We start from the raw sequence: 18,936 nt of genomic DNA on the forward strand, positions 1-18,936 counted from the left end.
CGTATGGCGGCATCGGCGGCAGCAGGAAGTACCTGATCGCCAGCCTCGACCAGTCGCTGAAGCGCATGGGCCTGGATTACGTGGACATCTTCTATTCGCACCGCGTGGATCCCACCACGCCGCTGGAAGAAACCATGGGCGCGCTGGCGCACCTGCATCGCCAGGGCAAGGCGCTGTATGTCGGCATCTCCAGCTATTCCCCGGAACTCACCCGCAAGGCGGCGGCGATCCTTGCCGAGGAGCGCGTGCCGCTGTTCATCCACCAGCCCAACTATTCGATGTTCAACCGCTGGATCGAGGATGGCCTGCTCGACACGCTGGAAGACCTCGGTACCGGCTGCATCGCCTTCTCGCCGCTGGCGCAGGGTCTGCTCACGTCGAAGTATCTGGGCGGCATTCCCGCCGATGCGCGCGTCACGCGCGAGGGATCGCTCGGCAAGGACCAGCTGAGCGAAAAGAACCTCGCCCGCGTGCGTTCGCTCAATGCCATCGCCGAGCGCCGTGGCCAGACGCTGGCGCAGATGGCGATCGCCTGGGTGCTCCGCGACCCGCGTGTCACTTCGGCCCTGATCGGCGCTCGCACGGTGGCCCAGCTGGACGATTCGCTCGGCGCCCTCAAGGGCCTCGAGTTCTCGCCGGAAGAGCTGGCCGAGATCGACCGCTACGCCAGCGACGGCGGCACCGACCTCTGGAAGGAATCGGCGGAGCTTTAAGCCGCTAAAGATTTCGACAGCCGGGAACGGCCGCTTCGCGTGTACTGCGTACCTGCTTCCACCACGGTACGGCACCCATGCGAAACGGCCTTCCCCTCCTGCTTCCGCTCGCCCTGGCACTGGGCATCGCCCGGTTTTCGCCGGCGCATGCGTCGGATCACCTCGATACACCCACGGTGGCCGCCGATCCGCGCGCGGACATCGGCGACATCTACGCCTGGACCTCGCCCGATGGGCGGAGGCTGAACCTCGCGATGACCATCGTCGGGCACAGCTTTTCCGACAGGATCGCGTACACGTTCCATGTCGACAGCGGCAAGGCTTTCGGCGAGACCACGGCGACGACGGCGCTTACCTGTCGCTTCAGCGCGTCCTATGCGGCGCAGTGCGCGGCGGGCGGCGAACGTGCCGACGGCCTGGTCGACGCAGCCGATGGCTTCGCCTCGGCGAACGGACGGCTGAAGGTCTTCGCCGGCAGGCGCGACGATCCGTTCTTCAATAACGTGAAGGGCTCGCGCAGCGCTTTCGACGTTGCCGCCGCCGCGCTCAAGGCCGGCGCATCGACCGATGCCGAAGGCTTTCCCGCCTTCGACGCGGCAACCGTCCGGTCGATCCGTGAACATTGGCGGCAGACCGATGGCGGCCCCGGCAAGAACTTCCTCGCCGGCTGGTCGCCCGCGTGCATCGTCGTGAGCGTCGATCTCGGTGTGGTCGCCGGTGGTGGTCCGGTACTGGCGGTCTGGGGCGAAACGGCTACCGCGCACGGCCGCGTGGACCGCGCGGGGCGCCCGCTCACGGGCAACGCGCTGCTGGCGCCGCTGGCACCCGATACGGTGAGCGACCGCCTCAAGGAGCGCTACAACCGCGCGGAACCCGCGACCTCGCGTCAATTCGTTGTGGATATCCAGCGCAGCCTCGGCCTGTACGACGGTTATGACGGCGTCCGCGGCAACCAGTGGCTCGCCGATATGCACGCCCGCGAAGGCGAACGCTACAGGCGCCTGGCCATCCTGCTGGCCGACGACCGGCTCTGGGTCAACAGTGCATCGGGTAAGTGCACGCAGTTGTTCGCGGTGGAACTGGCCGCGCTGTCGGACCGCCGCGACCTTGCCGGGGATTGCGGCGGACGAACGCCGAACTACGACGCGTCGAACGTCTACCGTTCCATGCTGGCGGCCGGCGACACGCGCAGCATCGACGACGGCGTGCACCGGGACGATCACGTGCATTCGCCAAGCCGGTTTCCGTTCCTCGTGGCCGCCGATGAGATCCTGGACGGACCATCGCCGGCGGCGGCTTCGACGGCAGCACGCGATGATTACCGTGAATAGGACATCGCGGCATCGCCTCGCCGCGGCTGCGCTGGCGGTTTCGGTGGCATGCCCGGGCGCCGCCGTGGCGCATGCCGGCACGGGGCTCGCGGGCGGATTCGGCGCGGGATTCATCCATCCCTTTGGTGGGATGGACCACCTGCTGGCCATGGTGTCGGTGGGCTTGTGGGGTGCGTTCCTCGGCGAACCGCTCGTCTACAGGCTGCCCGTCGTATTCCCGGGGCTGATGGTGGTCGGCGCCATGCTAGGGATGGCCGGCGTGGCGCTGCCGCCGGTGGAGTGGGGCATCGCGTTATCGGTGCTCGTCCTGGGCGGGTGCATAGCGGCGGCGTGGCGGCCGCCCGTCTGGCTGGCGATCGCGGTCGTTGCCGTTTTCGGTTTCTTCCATGGCTACGCACACGGCAAGGAACTGCCATCGGCTGCCGACCCTGTCGGATACGCCGCGGGCTTCGTACTCGCCACCGGATCGCTGCATCTGCTGGGTATCGGCATCGGCCTGGTCACGCGCTGGAGATGGGGTGTCCAGGCCGTTCGACTTGCCGGTGCGGCCATCGCAGCAACAGGTGCCGCGTTCGCCGTACAGGCGGCGGGTACCGGAGACGCCACCTTGGGAGAATGGCTGCTGCCGGTTCTCGTCTTGATCCTCGTCGTCGTCGCTTCGTACGTCCTGATCCACAAGCCGACGACGACGCCTCACAAGCGCTCCATCGCCTGGCAGGTGGTCGTCAGCTGGCTGATCGCCGTGGCCGTGCTCACGGCGACGCTCGCCTTCCTTCCCGTCACGCCGGGCTACGCGCCCGATCACCTGGAATAGCCGCGCCATGCGTCGACTGATCACGACCCTCTTCGCGTGTATCGCGGGCACCGCGGCGGCACACGACTTCTGGGTGCAGCCCGGGAAGTTCCAGACGGTACCGGGCGGGACGACGGTGTTCACGCTGCAGGTGGGACATGGGCCCTACCGGCAACGGTCGCCGATCGCCGCGAGCCGCGTCCAGCGGTTCCAGCTGCTCGGACCCTCCATCAGTGAGGACATCCGTGGCTCGTTGCGGCCGGGAGGCAGGGCGGACGATGGCAGCATCCGCCTTCCCAGCAGCGGCACGTACATGGCGGTCTTGGAAACCGACAACCGGGCGGAGAGCCATCTTCCGTCGTTGCGCTTCAACGACTACCTCACGGTGGAGGGTCTCACTCCCGCGCTGGAGCGGCGCCGTCGCGAGCATCGCATGGACTACGACGAAACCGAGATCTACAGCCGGCGCGCGAAGGCGATCATGCAGTCCGGGGCATTCGACGCTGCCGCGCAAGCACCCGTGACCGAACCGGTGGGACTGCCGCTCGAGATCGTGCCCGAGGTGAATCCGTATGCCCTGCCGCGCCCGTCGTCGCTACCGGTGCGCATCGTGTACCAGGGGAAAGCGCTGGCCGGTGCCACCGTGAAGCTCACCGACCTCGATCACGACGAAAGCCCTGTGGAGATCCATGTGACGGACGGCAGCGGCCGTGCGATCTTCGTCCTGCCGACGCACGGACGCTGGTTGCTCAACGTCATCTGGACCCGCGCCTTGCCGGCGGATGGCGAAGCCGATTACGAAACCGACTTCTCCAGCCTCAGCTTCGGCTTTTCATGAGCTCATCCAGAGCTTGCGGGCTTCGGCGGCGATCACATCCGGGAATTCTTCGGGAAAGAACAGTTTCGCCTGTGCGATGCGGTGTACGCCGCGCGAATCGGCGAAGGCACGGTCGAGGTATTCGGCGCCTGCCGGCGAAAAGATCGGATCCGACATGCCCCACACCACGCGCACCGGCGCCTTGCACGCCGCAAGCCGCGGACCGATGCCCGCGAGGGAATTCGCTTCCAGTGCGAGCGCATAGGCATGCGTGCGCCCGGGATGCGCGACCAGGGGCGACAGGTACATGTCGATCGCCTCGTCGGTGGGGTGGTCCGGGTAGCAGTAGGTCATGCCGCCCAGACCTTGCGGCGAACGCGCCAGGCGCTTGTCTTTCAGCCACGGGCGTAACCAGGTATCGACATAGGTGCCTTCCCGCGACATGGCGATCACGGGAGCCATCGCCGCCGGTGGGCACTCGTGTTCCGTGTCGCAGTTGGTGAGGAGCAGGCTGCGCACGCGTTCGGGGTGTCGCGTCGCCAGCAATTGCGCCACCGCGCCCCCGCTGTCGTTCGCCACGATGTCCGCCCGCCCGACGCCCAGGCTGTCCATGAAGGCCACGAGCATGTCGGCCTGCTCGGCAGGCGCCACGCTCTGACCCGCTGCTACCTCGGTGTACCCGAGTCCGAGGAAGTCGGGCGCGACGCAGCGGCGCGCATCGGCCAGCTGCGGCATGACGCCACGCCACTGGAAGCCGTTCAGGGGAAAGCCGTGGAGAAAGAGAGCGGCATCGCCGCTTCCCTGCTCCACATAGGCGATGTTGCCGAACCTCGTTCGCGCGTATCGCCGTGCGGCGTTGAACTGGCTCGCGTCCATGGCTTTCTTCTGCGGCGCTTGCGCGCCGCCTGAGGCCAGCTTCGCCACACCGGGCATGCATGCGGCAAGCGTGCCGACAGCCAGCCCGCCGGCGGCCCAACGCACGAAGGCGCGGCGACCGAAGTCGCCAGGTTCACTGTTCACGATCGGATCTCCGTTGCAGCCGCCCATCGCGGCAGCTTCAGGAAACCACGCGCTCCCGGCCTCCGCTGTCGAAATATTTAGGCTCCTCTCGCGCTGTGGGTGTTTGTTGCGTGGCGGTTGTGAATCGGTTGGCCCGCTTGTGCGGGCCCATGCTTTAAGCGGCTTCGCCGCATGGAGCGTTGCTCTGGGCTCGGCTTCGCCATCGCGTTTTGCGTTGGCGTGGCGGCGGGTCGCCGGTGGCTGCCATTTTTTTCGCTAAGTCCTCGTCCGGCCTACGCCTCCCTGCGGAATCGCTCCAAAAACGGCAGCCACCGGCTCCTCCCAACACCGCGGTCGCATGCGGCAAAAGCCAGGGCAACAGCACGCCCGCTTGCGGGCCGCACATTCCCCGCCGCCCCGGAAAATGCGCGCACGTTGTAGGAGCGCGCCTTGCGCGCGACAGCCTTTCGCGACCACATCCAACCCCTCGTAACAAGCCCGAGGAAGCCTCATCGGGCGGCTCCAAATGAAAGGCCCCAGCGCCGCTTCGCGCTAATCACCCGCAAGCGCACCGGTGACGGTGCGCAACTGCTCCCGCACCATCTGCGTATGCGCCCGCATCGCGTAATCCAGCCCCCGCCTCATCAACACCTCGATGACCGTCAGGATGTTGGCCATCTCTTTGCCTTTCAGCTCACCGGCCTCCCCAATCACCTCGGCCACGGACTCGGTCAGCCGCTCCGCATACTGCAACCACTCGGTCGCCGCATTCATCAACTCATGTACCGAGGCCTCGTTACGCTCATTTATCGCGTTCATGCGCATGTGCGCACGCGCTGCGGGAATCGCCCGCGAAGCGCGGCCTGCAACGCGAAGCGCGACCTGCAACGCGAAGCGCGACCTGCAAGTTGTCGCCTCCCTTCCTACCCGTCGCTCCCGCGGAGGCGGGAGCCTAGTGACACTTGCTGGAGGGTTGCGAAAACGCTCAGGGCGTGAAGGTGGTCGCGAAAGGCTGTCGCGCGCGAGGCGCGCTCCTACAGGGCTGCGTTGATTCCGCACGGTGCGGCGAGCGTGCGGACGCTGAAGCGCACGAGCCGCTGCTTTGGCTTTTGCTGCATGTGACCGTCGTGTTGGGAGGAGCCGGTGGCTGCCGTTTTTGGAGCGATTCCGCAGGGAGGCGTAGGCCGGACGAGGACTTAGCGAGAAAAACGGCAGCCACCGGCGACCCGCGACCACGCTAACGCAAAACGCGATGGCGACAGCCGAGCCTTGGTAACGGGGGCACCCAAAGACGAACCAATGCACCCCCGTCAGCCGCGACGAACGGCACTCCGGAATTCGGCAGGAGTCTGCCCGTAAGCCTGGCGGAATGTCGCCGTGAAATGACTGTGGCTGGAAAATCCGAGATCCGCGGCCAGCGCGGAGAGATCGACGTCCGTGCCGGTGATGAGGTCCAGTGCACGGGCAAGCCGAAGGCGCAGCTGGTAGCGATACAGGGGAACGCCTTCCACACGCTGGAAGACCTGGGTGAGATACACCGCGGACGCTCCGATTTCGGCGCCCACGTCGGCCAGGGACCAGCGGCGCGACAGATCGCTGGAGAGCAGCAGCTTCACCCGGTTGGCCAGCCGATGCTGGCCTTCGGTGGCGTGCGAGCCGCGCGTGCTGCGCGGACCGAGGCTGCGGGCCACCAGATCCAGCAGCAGGCCCTCGGCTTCCAGGGCTTCCATCGTGCCCCGCTCCAGCCCGTATCGGATCGATGCGACCAGAGCCTGCGCGTCGGGATCGATACGCCGGTGCTGGGTCAGGAATCCGGGATTGGCGCGGCCGTTCAACGATGCGGAGGGCGCAAGCTCGTCGAGCAGGGCGGGGGGAAGTTGCAGCGACAGGCTGGCGTCGCTTCCCTCGATCGGATGAGCGATGTGGTAGCCCTCGTCCGCGTTGAAGAAGACGACATGATTGGCGTCGGCCACGACCTGTTCGCGGCCCACGTGGCGCACGTAGACGCCGCGATAAGGGAACACCAGGAAGGTGGAGGCCGCACACTCCTCGGGCCCCCGGTGGGCGCAGCCGCCGTGACATACCACGTTACGCACCGACACGCTCGCGGTGTCGAGCGAGGCCGCGATGCTGAGTTCGGCGGGGGTGGGAGAGAGCTCGGGCATGGCGTCACCTGCGTCGCGGAAGCCTAGCATGGCGTCCCGGCCACCGTTCGATTTGGGAAAATCGCAGGCATCCGGGAAAGATGACGGTCCGTCCCGCAGGCAGAATGCATGGATGAAGATCGCCACCGTCCTCGCCACGCTGCTGGCCACCCTCGCGCTTGGCTGCTGCCCCCGCATCGTGGGCGTGGCCCGGGCCGACGATGCCTTCTACGGCTATCGCCAGGAGCAGCTGGCGGGCGCGCCAGGCTCGATCATCCGCATCGCGCCGCTGGAAGGCGCGCCGCTGGGGGCGAGCGCTTACCGCGTGCTCTACAGGTCGACCGGACTGCACGGCGAGCCCGTCGCCGTCTCCGGGGTCGTCGTCGTTCCGGCGGGCACACCGCCGGACGGGGGCCGCCCGGTCGTCGCGTGGGCCCACCCGACCACCGGCGTCGTTTCGCGCTGCGCACCGTCCAGAGCGCGCTTCGTCTTCCAGACGATGATGGGGCTGCGGGAGATGGTCCGGCGCGGTTACGTCGTGGCAGCCACGGACTATCCGGGGCTGGGCACGCCCGGCCCGCATCCTTACCTCGTCGGTGACAGCGAGGCCCGCGCGGTGCTCGACGCCGTGCGCGCGGCGCGCCGCGTACCCGGTGCGCAGGCAGGCGACCGGTTCACCGTCTGGGGCCATTCCCAGGGCGGGCAGGCTGCGCTCTTCACCGGTATCCTCGCCGCCCGTTATGCGCCGGAACTCCATCTCCTCGGCGTGGCCGCGGCGGCGCCTGCCGCCGACCTGAAGACCCTGCTGCGTGACGACGCCGATACGGATGGCGGCCGCAATGTCACGGCGATGACGTTGTGGTCGTGGCAGCGCGTGTTCGACGCGCCAATCGACAAGGTGGTGGCGCCGCAGGCGATGCCCGCCGTGGACGCGCTATCCAACGAATGCATCGAATCGGTGCTCGACATGGTGGAGCGCCGTTACTCGCAACGCCCCTTGCGGCAGCACTTCCTGGACGTGGGGGACATCACCGCGATCGAACCGTGGAAATCCTTGCTGGCGGCGAACGAAGCGGGAACGCTTCCTGCCGACGTGCCGGTGCTGGTTACCCAGGGCGGCGCTGATCTGCTGGTGCTGCCCAAGGTAACCCGCGCCTACGTACGCCGCCTGTGCGCCGCGGGAAGCCGCGTGCAGTACGTCGAACTCCCCGGCGTGCACCACGGCTTCATCGGCAGTGACACCGCGTTGCAAGCGGTCGCCTGGATGGCCGGCCGGTTCGACGGAAAGCCTGTGCCGACGAGTTGCGGCGACGTGCCGGACTGACCGGTCCTACCGGAGCGACGCGAGGTAAGCGCAAAGCATGTCCACCAGGGCGTCCGCTACGGCAAGCGCCGGCCTTGGGAAGTCCTGCCGTTTACACCGGAGTGGCTTCCAGGGCGGCCCCGCAGCGCCGGCAGAAGCGGGCGTCCGCCTCGTGTTCGTCGACGCTGCAGGCGGTGCAACGCATGTGGACTTTCGCGTCGCGCATGCTCGCGGCAAGCTCCGCGGCAAAGATGCCCGTAGGCACCGCGATGATGCTGTATCCGACCAGCATGATGACCGAGGTGAGCAGTTGTCCCAGCGTGGTGTGGGGTGTGATATCGCCAAAACCGACGGTCGTCATCGTCACGATCGCCCAATACATGGACGTCGGGATGCTGGTGAAGCCATGCTCCGGGCCCTCGACCAGGTACATCAACGCACCGAAGATCAGGACGAGCGTGAGAATGGTGCATACGAAGACCAGGATCTTGTGCCGGCTTCGGACCAGGGCCGACCACAGGAGATTGGACTCATCGACGTAGCGGCTGAGCTTGAGAATCCGGAAGATGCGCAGCATCCGCAATGCCCGGACCACCAGCAGGTACTGGCTGCCGACGAAGAGAAGGCTCAGGTACGCCGGAAGCACCGAGAGCAGGTCCACCCATCCGAAGAAACTCCGTACATAGGCGCCCGGACGGTTCACCACGGCGATGCGCAGGAGATATTCCACGCTGAATGCCAGGGTGAATACCCACTCCAGGGCAAGGAACATGCCAGCGAAATCGCGATGAAGGGTGGGCACCGAGTCGAGGATCGTGACCAGCACGCTCGAGAGGATGGCGACGATGAGGATCACGTCGAATGCGCGGCCTGCCGCGTCGTCGTGACCGAAGATGATATGGAACCAGCGTGCTCGCCAGGGTGCTCCTTCGGCGGGTCCATAGGCCAGATCGGCCGTGCTGTGTGATACACCGTTCATGTGTTCCTCGCTTCCATGACGACCGTCGTTGGTGTGCGCGAATGCTATATCGATCGCCGGCTTGGGGCAGCAAACAGGCGATCCTTGAGCGGACAGGACGGGAATGGCACGATCGCCGCCATGACCTCCCGGCCCGTCCCCGCGCACCACCTGCGCGACCTAGCCCGTCTTCGCCGTGTCCGCGACCGGATCGACCGCGAGTACGCGCAGCCGCTGGATGTCGAGGCCCTTGGCCGCGCGGCGGGCATGTCGGCGGGGCACCTCAGCCGTCAGTTCCGGCTGGCGTATGGGGAATCGCCGTATTCGTACCTGATGACACGGCGCATCGAGCGCGCCATGGCCTTGCTGCGCCAAGGCGAACTCAGCGTTACCGAGGTCTGCTTCGCTGTCGGCTGCGCGTCGCTGGGCACGTTCAGCACGCGCTTCACCGAACTGGTGGGCATGCCGCCCAGCGCGTACCGAGCGCGGGAGGCGCTGGCGACGGAAGGTCTGCCCGCCTGTGTGGCGAAACAGGTCAGCCGGCCCGTCAGGAATCGAGAAGCGCAGGTGCCGGAGCCGACCGTAGACTGATCGCCGTGGACTTCGCCACTCACCGGAACCGATCGTCATGGATATCAGCATCTGCTCCAGCTTCCTTCCGCAGACCGACCCGGAGGCTTCGCTGGCCTTCTACCGCGACACCCTCGGCTTCGAGGTGCGCAAGGACGTCGCCTATGGCGGCATGCGCTGGATCACGGTGGGGCCCAAGGGCCAGCCGGATGTCGCCATCGTCCTGCATCCGCCGGCGGCCACCCCCGGCCTGACCGACGACGAACGCCGCACGATTGCGGAAATGATGGCCAAGGGCACCTACGCCATGGTCATCCTGGCCTCCCGCGACCTGGACGCGGCCTTTGAGCGCATCCAGGCCACCGGTGCCGAAGTCGTGCAGGAACCGACCATGCAGCCTTACGGCATCCGCGACTGCGCTTTCCGCGATCCGGCGGGCAACCACGTGCGCATCAACGAGGTGCAGTGACTTTTCCTGATCGGAGCGCCGACGACGACGCTTCGGTCCGGAACGAAACATCGAGCCTTCCGTGCTCCTACGCTCAGGTCTTCCATAGCGTCGGAGCGAGATCCGGATGGTGATGCTGATGATAGGCGCACTGGCCTCGGCGGCCCTTGGCGCCATGCCCATCGAAACCACGAACGTCCCCCTGCCGGGAAGCACGGACCACGTGGCGCTGCATTGCGTGGCACCGCGCGGCACCACGAACAAGGCCGTGTTGTTCGTCCATGGCGCCACCTTCCCCACGAAACTCGCGTTCGGGTTCGAGTTCCATCCCGGGGATTCGTGGATGCACTACATGGCGCGGCAGGGATACCTCGCCTGCGGCCTGGATTTCCTGGGCTATGGCGGATCCAGCACGCCGGCGGCCATGCAGGGAGACGCGTCCGCGGCGCCTCCCGTGGATCGGGCGCCCGAAGCGGCTGCACAGATCGATGCGGCCATGCACTACCTGCACCAGGCGAAGGGTGCGCCGGCTATCCACGTCGTGGCGCACTCATGGGGTACCGTCCCGGCGGCGGCGTATGCCGCGAGTCATCCAGGCGACCTGGCCTCGTTGACGCTGTTCGGACCGGTCGTCCAGAAGACGGCCGCGCGTACCGGTAAATCCCCCAGCGTTGCCTGGTTCCCGCTCACGGCCCGGCATCGCCTGGAACAACTGGGTTTCCGGAACGTGCTTCCTGCCGGAAAGGTGTTGCTCGAACCGGCGGTGGGCCAGCGATGGGCGGAGGAATTCAGGGCCTCGACGCCGGTCGTCGGCAACGACGCGCCGGACCAGATGCGCATTCCCAATGGACCGAACGTCGATATCGACGAAGGCGTCATCGGCAATTACCCGTACGCCGCTTCGGACATTAAGGTCCCGGTATTCGTCGTCTTCGGGAACTACGACACGGTGGTGAACGATGTCGACGCCGCGAAGTTCCTCGAACGTTTCACGTCGGCACCCATGAAGTGGACGTTGCGCATCGACGACGGCACCCATGTGATGCACCTCGAGCGGCAGCGGTGGTCGCTGTACGAGAGCGTCGCGGCGTTCATCCGTTCCACGTCCGAGGTGGCACCATGAACGCCGTAGTCAGGGTCCGGCGCGATTATCGCCTGCGGGACCGTGCCGAGGCACCACGCGCCTGAGGGAGGGAGTGACGACATGTGCGACGACGACAGTGGCTTCAAGCTATCGAAGGTGGCCTCCGCGATCGCCGAGCCGGCGCGTGGCCGGATCCTGTGTCACCTCATGGATGGGACGGCGCGCACGGCGACGGAACTCGCCACGGTGGCCGGCATCGCCGCGTCGACCGCGAGCGCTCACCTCGCGCGTCTGGTGAGCGCGGGCCTGCTCGAGGTGGTGGCGCAGTCGCGCCATCGTTATTACCGGCTGACCGGGGAAGAAGTGGCCCGTGCGCTGGAGACGCTACTCGTCGTCGCGGAACCCGCTGGCCACTTCAAATCCAGTACGCCCGAATCGTTACGGCTGGCGCGCACGTGTTACGACCACGCCGCCGGCGAGCTGGGCGTGCAGTGGCACGACCGGCTTCTCGAACGAGGCTGGCTGGAGAAGAGTGCCGGCAAGGGAGAATACGACCTGAGCGCAACGGGGAAAGAGGCCCTTGCAGGTTACGGCATCGACCTTGCTTACCAGCGCCGGCGCAAACTTGCCTATCCCTGCATCGACTGGAGCGAACGCCGCCCGCATCTTGCCGGCGCACTCGGTGCCGCGCTGTTGAAGCTCGGCATGGACCGGCAGTGGCTCCGCCGCAGCCTGGAAGACCGCGCACTGATCGTCACGCCGAAAGGCAGGCGCGAACTCAACACGGCCTTCGGCGTCGTACTGGCCGTTTAAGGGCCTCGATGGGTGCTCTTATTTTTTCTGCGCGCTGCTCAGCCGCGAGGCATGGCTGGCCACCAGCACCCAGCCACCGCCCTTGCGCACGTATGTATCGGTGAACTGGAAATCCAACGCGTAAGGCTTGCCTTCGCTCCGGCCTTCCACGCGCGTGATGCCGGTCACCACGGCGGCATCTCCATATACCCGCACTGTGGAATCGCGATTGCGGAACACGTCGTACTTCGTGCCGCCGCGCAGGTCCACCACTTCGTCCGCGCGCGTCGTGACCTTGCCCGTGGAACTGGTCAGCGTGAAGGTGGGATCGAGGTGTTGCTCGAGCCAGTCGGCATCCTCGTGCTCGTACGCGTTACATATCTCGCGTTCGGCCTGATGGATTTGCCGCACGTCGTCTTCCACGGAAGACATCGCGGGCGCGCTGGCAAGCAGCAGCGCGGGAAACGACAACGAGAACAGTACGGCTGTGGCGCGCATGCAATCCCCCGACTTCCGTTGGCATGGGCAGTATGCGGCATAACCGGGGGGCCTGTTCTCAGTTCGAGGTACAACCCCGCAGCACCGGCTTCTCCGGATCCACCCGCGAATCATAGAAGTCGCCGTTGCGCCCCTTGTTCCACCAGGTGACGAAGCCGGACTGGTAGCGCACGCCAGAGCCCGACACCGTGCTGACCAGCAGTGCCGGGACGCCATCCACCGGCAGCAGGGCGAAGCTCTGCCCGTTCTTTCCATTGAGGTAGGTCACCTCCAGGCGCTTGCCGCCCGGACAGCTGTAGCTGACGTGGATCGGCGGTCCGACCTGTACCTGGGGAACCTTCAGATCGTCCGCGGAGGCTCCTTGGCTGAGGGACAGCGCGACGGCAGCGATTGACAGGGGGAGCAGTTGGCGCGAGCGGGACGGATTGTCGGGGTGCATCGTCGTGGCCTCCGGAGGATCTTGCGTATAGTGCTACACGGACCATGTAGCGCGGAGGTATCGATGACGCTGTCCCGGAAGATCCTTCTCATCGCCAGTCTTGCCTTGGGTGCCGGGTCGGTCCATGCACAGGTGGCCAGCTTCGATTGCCGGAAGGCCGCGACGCCGGCCGAGCGCGCGGTATGCGCCACGCCCGACCTGGGCCGCAAGGATGTCGTGGTTTCCACCTACTACGAGCTCCTGCTCCGCCTGAAGCCGGCCTCCGGCGGCATGGCCTACCGGGAGTTCGCCGACCGGGTGAGGGACGAGCAGCGCCAATGGCTGCGGGACGGACGCGACGCCTGCGCCGGCAACGTCGCCTGCCTGGGGCGCGCCTACGATGCCCGGCTGGCCACGCTCGCCAAGACCCTGGACGACAACGCCGCCCTGACTTTCGGCCGAACCATGGACTGAGCCGCAAGGGCCGCGTAGCCAATACCGTGTAAAATCGCGGTTTTTTCGCAGCCGAACCCGTGCAATCACACCAGCGGACGCACGTCCGCGGCCCGACCTTCATCCGCCTGCTCGCCCGCCTCACGGCCGTCGATGCGGGGGCGTCCGGTCCCTCCTTGCCTGACCGCCTGAGCCGGTGGCTCGACTGGAACCACGCCATCGCGCTCTCCACGGCGCTGGACGGCCGGCCGCCAGCCCCTCCGGAGGACGTTCCGGCTTTCGACAGCCTGGAAGAGGAGGCCTGTGCGCGGGCGCGGGTGGCGCTGGTGAGGGCCGTGGAGGGCGCTCGCGAGCTGAATGGCTCGGCGCCGCGCCCGGCCACGGACGTGGCGGACTTCGCCCCGTTCCGGCAACGCTACCTGACGCTCCAGCGGTCGATGCAGGCCACGACAGGCCAGTTGCGCGGTCGCCTGCGCGACATGCTCGCCGCGGGCTCGCCCGGCATGGCCCGGCTGGCACAGGTCGACGCGGTGATGGAGATGGCGCTGAGCCCCACGGAGCAGAAGCTGCTGGCCAGCGTGCCGGCGCTGCTCGCCGGCCGCTTCGACCTGCTGCGCCAGTCGGCCGCCCCCCAAGAGAACTGGCTCGACACGTTCCGCGGCGATATGCGCAGCGTGTTGCTCGCCGAGCTGGATGTTCGTTTTCAACCGGTGGAAGCGCTGCTCGCCGCGCTTCGCACCCGCTAATCGGGTAGTCATGTCCAGGAATTTCCTTTATCTCGCCGTTTTCCTCGTGGGCCTCGCCGCCGTGTGCTGGATCGGCGTGGGCTATATCGGCTCGAATCCGCTCGGCGCCGCCGTGGCCGCATTGATCGCTGCCTGCTATCTCGCGGGCGCGGTCGAGTTGCAGCGGTATCGCCGGGCCACGCATACGCTGCGCGGCGCGCTGACCGGGCTGGACATCACGCCGCCCGCGCTGGACCCGTGGCTTGGGCGCCTGCACCCGAGCCTGCGCAACACGGTGCGCCTGCGCATCGAGGGTGCACGCATGGCGTTGCCGTCGCCGACGCTGACGCCGTACCTGGTTGGACTGCTGGTGCTTCTCGGCATGCTCGGCACGCTGCTGGGCATGATGGCCACGCTTCGAGGCACGGGCATGGCGCTGGAAAGCGCTACCGACCTTCAAGCGATTCGCGGCTCGCTGGCCGCGCCGGTCAAGGGTCTGGGCTTCGCATTCGGCACCTCGATCGCGGGCGTGGCGAGTTCCGCCATGCTGGGTTTGCTTTCCGCCCTGTGCCGCCGCGAGCGCCTGCGCGCGGTCCAGCGGCTCGATGTGCGGATCGCGACGACGCTGCGCCCGTATTCGCAAGCCCACCAGCGCGACGAAGCGTTCAAGCTGCTGCAACAGCAGACGGCCGCGATGCCGGCGCTGGTCGAGTGGCTGGAAGCGATGATGATGTCCGTCGAGCGGCAGGCCCTCGCTGCGGGCGAGCGCCAGCTCGCCAGCCAGGAAGCTTTCCATCAGCGAACGGAAGCGATGTACGCGCGCCTCGCGTCGTCGGTGGAGCAGTCGCTCAAGGAGAGCGTCGCCGAAGGTGCCCGCGCGGCCGGCGTGGCGTTCGGTCCCGTCGTGGAATCGACGATGGCGGCCATCGCGCGCGAGACGGCATCGCTGCAGGCTACCGTGCACGAGGCGGTGCAGCGTCAGCTCGATGGCGTGTCGAGCCACTTCGAGGCATCTTCCCGTTCCGTCTCCGGTGCATGGAAGGAGGCATTGGCCGACGCGACCATCGTCTTCCGCGAAGGTGCGGCATCGATGCAGCAGGTCGTGCAGGCATCGCAGGCGGACGTCCAGACGGCGCTCTTGTCGCGAGACGGCGAGCGGCTCGCGGCCTGGAGGGATGCCCTCGCATCGACCGCCGCCGAACTGTCGGAGCGTACCCAGGCGCAGGCCAGCCACACCATCGCCGAGGTTTCCCGCCTCGTGGAAACCGCGACGGAAGCGCCGCGCATCGCCGCCCAGGTGGTGGCGGAACTGCGCGAGAAGCTTTCCGAAAGCATGCTGCGCGACACGGCCATGCTCGAGGAGCGCGGCCGTCTGCTGGCGACGCTGGAAACGCTCCTCGATGCCGTGAACCATGCCTCCACCGAACAGCGCACCGCGGTGGATGCACTAGTTTCGACCTCCGCCGACCTGCTCGACCGCGTGGGCACGCGCTTCGCGGAACGGGTCGAGACCGAGGCCGGCAAGCTCGGCACCGTCGCGGCCGACATCACCGGAAGCGCCACCGGGGTGGCCAGCCTGGGCGAAACCTTGGGGACGGCCGTCGAACGGTTCGGCAAGTCCAATGAAGCCTTGATGGACCGGCTGGACCGCATTGCCGGCGCGCTCGACGCCACGCTCGCGCGCAGCGACGAACAGCTTGCCTACTACGTGGCGCAGGCACGCGAAGTCGTCGACCTGAGCGTGCTGTCGCAGAAGCAGATCATCGAGGACATGCAGCGTCTCGGTGGCCAGTTCCTCGCCGCCGGGACCGAACCGGCATGAGCGACGAGCTGGAGATCGAAGGCGAGGCCGGCGTACCCATCTGGGCCGCCTTCGGCGACCTCATGTCGGTGCTGCTCGGCACCTTCGTGCTTATCCTGGTCGGCGTGATCGGCGTGCAGTTGCAGCTGTCGCATCGGCTCGACGAGGAAGTGAAACAGCGCCATGCCGAGGAGAAGCGCCGCACGGCGCTCGAGCAGGCGCTGGCCGCGCCGCTGGCCGCAGGCCGCGTCACCCTCGTCGATGGCCGTATCGGCATCCGTGGCAACGTGCTGTTCGCCCTGAATTCCGACCAGCTGCAGCCGGAAGGGCGCGAGGTATTGAAGAGCCTGGCGGGCCCCTTGTCCGGCTACCTGAAATCGCGCGACGAGATCCTGATGGTCAGCGGCTTCACCGACGACCAGCAGGTGCACGATGGCAACCGTCACTTCGCGGACAACTGGGAACTGTCGGCCGAACGCGCGTTGACGGTCACGCGCGCACTGGTCGCGGATGGCGTCCCCGCTTCATCGGTGTTCGCCGCGGCGTTCGGCTCGGAGCAGCCCGTCGGTTCCAATGCGAGCGAGGAAGGCCGCGCGATGAACCGGCGCGTGGAGATCGCGCCCATTCCGAAGCCGTCCACCACGCCGGTGCCGTCGCATGGCCCGTGACGTGCCGGCGGGTCCGCTGGGACAACTGGTTGCCTACCTCGCCGAGGTATCGGCGACGCGGGGCAGCCCGTCCACTTATCCGGAGCTGCCGGCCATCGGTGAGTTTCAGAAGGCCTGGTCGCACATCCGCACGGAAAGCCAGCTGAGGCAATCGCTGCAACAGACGCCCGAGAACGCCGGCCCGCTCAATTCCAGCGCCCTGGTCCACCGCTCGATGGCCTTGATGCGCGAGGTGTCGCCGGGATACCTGCGGCATTTCCTCTCCTACATCGACGACCTCTCCTGGTTGGAACGCCTGGCCGATGGCAAGGCTGCACCGGCCATCGAGGCACGGACGGCGGCAAGCATCGGGAAGCGCCGCAAGAGCAGGAAGCCGCGGACCAAGCCTTCCGCCTGAGCAACGCTGGCGAATCCCGAACTGCGCGTACCTGGGCGGTGCTGTGCATCTACCCGGCCTTTACGTCGCTAGATCGCCCGCGTACGAATTCGACGAAGGCCCGCAGTGGCGAGGGAAGGTGCTTGCGGCCGGGGTAATACAGGAAGGGCCCGCTGAATTCCTGGCACCAGTCGTCGAGCACCGGCAGCAGTTCGCCGCTGTCGACCTGCGGCTGCAGCCAGTCGTCGAAGAGATGGATGATGCCCAGGCCTGCGACGGCGGCCTGCACGGCCAGGTCCAATGCCGCACCCGTGCGAACCAGCAAGATGCCTGGAGGGTCGACCCGGATCACCTCGCCATCGCGCTCGTATTCCCATGGAGGTGTTGCGCCGCCCGAGAACTGGCCGCGGAGGCAGGCGTGTTGCAACAGCTCGCCCGGGTGCCGTGGCGTGCCGCGCGCGGCGAGGTAGGACGGTGCCGCCGCTGTGATGAGGCGTTGTTTGCGTGGCCCGATGGGCAGGGCGATCATGTCCTGCTCGAGCCGCTCGTCGTAACGGATTCCCGCGTCGCAGCCGGCGGCGATGAGATCGACGAAGCTGTCTTCCACCACCACTTCGAAGCGCACGTCCGGGTATGCCTCGAGGAAGGGCACGACGATGGGCGCAAGCACCGTACGCGCGACGTTCGCCGGGACGTTGACACGCAAGGTGCCGGCCGGACGGTCGCGGTAGTGGTTCACCACATCGAGCGCCGCTTCCACTTCGCCGAACGCCGGCACCAGCCGTTCGGCAAGCCGCGCGCCTACCTCGGTCGGGGCGACGCTTCGCGTGGTGCGGTTGAGCAGACGCACGCCGAGGCCGGACTCCAGGCGCCGCACCGCTTCGCTCAGGCTGGAGGCCGAGGTGTCGCCGGTCCGGGCCGCCTCGCGGAAGCCACCGGCCCGAACCACGGCGAGGAAGGCGAGGAGATCTTGCGGATCGGCGTTCATTGTTCGAGATTCCGTACAGCCCGTGCCGATTGCACAGGATTATCGAGCGTCCGGTCAATCCCTATGCTCCTCGCGTCCCCCCTCTTTCTGGAGAAGCACATGAGCAACCTGAGCAAGGCGGGCACGTACGCCCTGGGCGATCGCACCGTGAGGCGCATGGGCTACGGTGCCATGCAACTGGCCGGCCCGGGCGTGTTCGGCCCGCCGAAGGACCATGCCACCGCCCTGGCCGTGCTGCGTGAAGCCGTGGATTCGGGCGTCGATCACATCGACACCAGCGACTTCTACGGGCCGCACGTGACCAATCGCCTCATCCGCGAGGCACTCGCCCCCTATCCACAGAACCTGACCATCGTGACGAAGGTGGGCGCGATCCGCGGCGACGACGCTTCGTGGATTCCGGCAGGGCGTCCCGAGCAGCTCGTGCAGGGCGTTCACGACAACCTGCGCAATCTCGGCCTCGACGTGCTTGACGTGGTGAACCTGCGCCTGATGGGCGACATCCACGCGCCGAAGGAAGGTTCCATCGAAGAGCCGTTCACGGCGCTGGCGGAACTGCGCGAGAAGGGGCTTATCCGCCATCTCGGCCTGAGCAACGCCACGCTTGCGCAGGTGAAGGAAGCACAGGCCATCGCGCCGGTGGCATGCGTGCAGAACCAGTACAACCTCGTGCAACGCAGCGACGATGCAATGATCGACGTATTGAACGAGATGGGCATTGCCTACGTACCCTTCTTCCCGCTGGGCGGCTTCTCGCCGCTGCAATCCGATGCGCTCAATGCCGTGGCCGTGCGGCTCAGTGCATCGCCGATGCAGGTCGCACTGGCGTGGCTCCTGCACCGCTCGCCAAACATATTGTTGATCCCCGGAACCTCGTCGCCCGGGCATCTTCGCGAGAACCTGTCAGCGGCAGAGCTTGAGCTGTCCAAGGAAGTACTTGCCGAGCTCGAGTCGATCGGCAGCAGATAACCCTTTCCCGGGCCTGATCCGGAATCGCCGGACGGTTCCGGAATGGGAAACGGAGCGGCCAAAACCCGCGTGAGGTTCGCTATGCTTC

The 18,936-nt window shown here is 67.0% G+C and carries 22 protein-coding genes; 15 read left to right on the forward strand and 7 right to left on the reverse strand.

Annotated features, from left to right (window positions below; all coding sequences use genetic code 11):
* The 4 genes from ACR9ZH_RS14830 to ACR9ZH_RS14845 form a co-directional block, all read left to right on the forward strand.
* Positions 1-713 (forward strand): aldo/keto reductase (locus ACR9ZH_RS14830; RefSeq protein ID WP_481291528.1); only part of this gene is annotated, 713 nt, incomplete at its 5' end.
* A 77-nt stretch (positions 714-790) separates the two neighbouring features.
* Positions 791-2,044, forward strand: a complete 1,254-nt coding sequence (locus ACR9ZH_RS14835) for a hypothetical protein (RefSeq protein WP_481291529.1) — start codon at positions 791-793, stop codon at positions 2,042-2,044.
* On the forward strand, positions 2,037-2,858 hold the full coding sequence (locus ACR9ZH_RS14840) for a HupE/UreJ family protein (RefSeq protein ID WP_481291530.1): 822 nt from the start codon (positions 2,037-2,039) through the stop codon (positions 2,856-2,858). The genes ACR9ZH_RS14835 and ACR9ZH_RS14840 overlap by 8 nt, the downstream gene beginning before the upstream one ends.
* A gap of 7 nt (positions 2,859-2,865) precedes the next feature.
* Positions 2,866-3,675 carry a DUF4198 domain-containing protein gene (locus ACR9ZH_RS14845; RefSeq protein ID WP_481291531.1) on the forward strand — a complete coding sequence of 270 codons (810 nt, stop codon included), beginning with the start codon at positions 2,866-2,868 and terminating at the stop codon, positions 3,673-3,675.
* On the opposite strand, the gene ACR9ZH_RS14850 is transcribed toward ACR9ZH_RS14845, so the two are convergent.
* The 3 genes from ACR9ZH_RS14850 to ACR9ZH_RS14860 all read right to left on the reverse strand — a co-directional run bounded on the left by ACR9ZH_RS14850 (position 3,670) and on the right by ACR9ZH_RS14860 (position 6,818).
* Positions 3,670-4,674 carry an alpha/beta fold hydrolase gene (locus ACR9ZH_RS14850; RefSeq protein ID WP_481291532.1) on the reverse strand — a complete coding sequence of 335 codons (1,005 nt, stop codon included), beginning with the start codon at positions 4,672-4,674 and terminating at the stop codon, positions 3,670-3,672. The genes ACR9ZH_RS14845 and ACR9ZH_RS14850 overlap by 6 nt on opposite strands.
* A 531-nt stretch (positions 4,675-5,205) precedes the next feature.
* Positions 5,206-5,478, reverse strand: a complete 273-nt coding sequence (locus ACR9ZH_RS14855) for a hypothetical protein (protein WP_481291533.1) — start codon at positions 5,476-5,478, stop codon at positions 5,206-5,208.
* A gap of 485 nt (positions 5,479-5,963) precedes the next feature.
* A complete protein-coding gene (locus tag ACR9ZH_RS14860; protein WP_481291534.1) occupies positions 5,964-6,818 on the reverse strand; it encodes a helix-turn-helix transcriptional regulator in 855 nt (284 codons plus the stop codon).
* 112 nt (positions 6,819-6,930) lie between these two features.
* Between ACR9ZH_RS14860 and ACR9ZH_RS14865 the strand changes: the two genes are divergently transcribed.
* Positions 6,931-8,121: an alpha/beta fold hydrolase gene (locus ACR9ZH_RS14865; RefSeq protein ID WP_481291535.1), complete on the forward strand. Its 1,191-nt coding sequence runs from the start codon at positions 6,931-6,933 to the stop codon at positions 8,119-8,121.
* A gap of 91 nt (positions 8,122-8,212) precedes the next feature.
* Here the strand turns inward: ACR9ZH_RS14865 and ACR9ZH_RS14870 are convergent, their stop codons facing one another.
* Complete coding sequence (locus ACR9ZH_RS14870) at positions 8,213-9,079, reverse strand: ion transporter (RefSeq protein WP_481291536.1); 867 nt, start codon at positions 9,077-9,079, stop codon at positions 8,213-8,215.
* A 120-nt stretch (positions 9,080-9,199) separates the two neighbouring features.
* On the opposite strand from ACR9ZH_RS14870, the gene ACR9ZH_RS14875 reads away from it, so the two are divergent.
* The 4 genes from ACR9ZH_RS14875 (at position 9,200) to ACR9ZH_RS14890 (ending at position 11,973) form a co-directional block, all read left to right on the forward strand.
* Positions 9,200-9,649: a helix-turn-helix transcriptional regulator gene (locus tag ACR9ZH_RS14875; protein WP_481291537.1), complete on the forward strand. Its 450-nt coding sequence runs from the start codon at positions 9,200-9,202 to the stop codon at positions 9,647-9,649.
* A 37-nt stretch (positions 9,650-9,686) separates the two neighbouring features.
* On the forward strand, positions 9,687-10,097 hold the full coding sequence (locus ACR9ZH_RS14880) for a VOC family protein (protein ID WP_481291538.1): 411 nt from the start codon (positions 9,687-9,689) through the stop codon (positions 10,095-10,097).
* 112 nt (positions 10,098-10,209) lie between these two features.
* On the forward strand, positions 10,210-11,199 hold the full coding sequence (locus ACR9ZH_RS14885; RefSeq protein WP_481291539.1) for an alpha/beta hydrolase: 990 nt from the start codon (positions 10,210-10,212) through the stop codon (positions 11,197-11,199).
* A gap of 81 nt (positions 11,200-11,280) precedes the next feature.
* A complete protein-coding gene (locus ACR9ZH_RS14890; RefSeq protein ID WP_481291540.1) occupies positions 11,281-11,973 on the forward strand; it encodes an ArsR/SmtB family transcription factor in 693 nt (230 codons plus the stop codon).
* Positions 11,974-11,991: 18 nt separating this feature from the next.
* Here the strand turns inward: ACR9ZH_RS14890 and ACR9ZH_RS14895 are convergent, their stop codons facing one another.
* Positions 11,992-12,450: a nuclear transport factor 2 family protein gene (locus tag ACR9ZH_RS14895; protein WP_481291541.1), complete on the reverse strand. Its 459-nt coding sequence runs from the start codon at positions 12,448-12,450 to the stop codon at positions 11,992-11,994.
* A 58-nt stretch (positions 12,451-12,508) separates the two neighbouring features.
* On the reverse strand, positions 12,509-12,889 hold the full coding sequence (locus ACR9ZH_RS14900) for an MliC family protein (RefSeq protein ID WP_481291542.1): 381 nt from the start codon (positions 12,887-12,889) through the stop codon (positions 12,509-12,511).
* A 63-nt stretch (positions 12,890-12,952) separates the two neighbouring features.
* Between ACR9ZH_RS14900 and ACR9ZH_RS14905 the strand changes: the two genes are divergently transcribed.
* From ACR9ZH_RS14905 to ACR9ZH_RS14925, 5 genes are read left to right on the forward strand one after another with little or no spacing between them, the layout of a single operon-like run.
* Positions 12,953-13,342, forward strand: coding sequence for a lysozyme inhibitor LprI family protein (locus ACR9ZH_RS14905; RefSeq protein ID WP_481291543.1), 390 nt, complete (start codon positions 12,953-12,955; stop codon positions 13,340-13,342).
* A gap of 59 nt (positions 13,343-13,401) precedes the next feature.
* The gene (locus tag ACR9ZH_RS14910; protein ID WP_481291544.1) at positions 13,402-14,067 is read left to right on the forward strand and encodes a DUF3348 domain-containing protein; all 666 of its coding nucleotides are present in this window, start codon (positions 13,402-13,404) and stop codon (positions 14,065-14,067) included.
* Between the two features lie 10 nt (positions 14,068-14,077).
* Positions 14,078-15,868 carry a hypothetical protein gene (locus tag ACR9ZH_RS14915; protein WP_481291545.1) on the forward strand — a complete coding sequence of 597 codons (1,791 nt, stop codon included), beginning with the start codon at positions 14,078-14,080 and terminating at the stop codon, positions 15,866-15,868.
* Positions 15,865-16,515, forward strand: a complete 651-nt coding sequence (locus tag ACR9ZH_RS14920; protein WP_481291546.1) for an OmpA family protein — start codon at positions 15,865-15,867, stop codon at positions 16,513-16,515. The genes ACR9ZH_RS14915 and ACR9ZH_RS14920 overlap by 4 nt, the downstream gene beginning before the upstream one ends.
* Complete coding sequence (locus ACR9ZH_RS14925; RefSeq protein ID WP_481291547.1) at positions 16,505-16,912, forward strand: DUF2894 domain-containing protein; 408 nt, start codon at positions 16,505-16,507, stop codon at positions 16,910-16,912. Before ACR9ZH_RS14920 ends, ACR9ZH_RS14925 begins: the two co-directional genes overlap by 11 nt.
* A gap of 49 nt (positions 16,913-16,961) precedes the next feature.
* On the opposite strand, the gene ACR9ZH_RS14930 is transcribed toward ACR9ZH_RS14925, so the two are convergent.
* A complete protein-coding gene (locus tag ACR9ZH_RS14930) occupies positions 16,962-17,879 on the reverse strand; it encodes a LysR family transcriptional regulator (protein WP_481291548.1) in 918 nt (305 codons plus the stop codon).
* A 99-nt stretch (positions 17,880-17,978) separates the two neighbouring features.
* On the opposite strand from ACR9ZH_RS14930, the gene ACR9ZH_RS14935 reads away from it, so the two are divergent.
* On the forward strand, positions 17,979-18,848 hold the full coding sequence (locus ACR9ZH_RS14935) for an aldo/keto reductase family oxidoreductase (RefSeq protein ID WP_481291549.1): 870 nt from the start codon (positions 17,979-17,981) through the stop codon (positions 18,846-18,848).
* Positions 18,849-18,936: the final 88 nt, after the last annotated feature.

It is taken from the genome of Luteibacter sp. SVR4-7G (assembly GCF_056755555.1).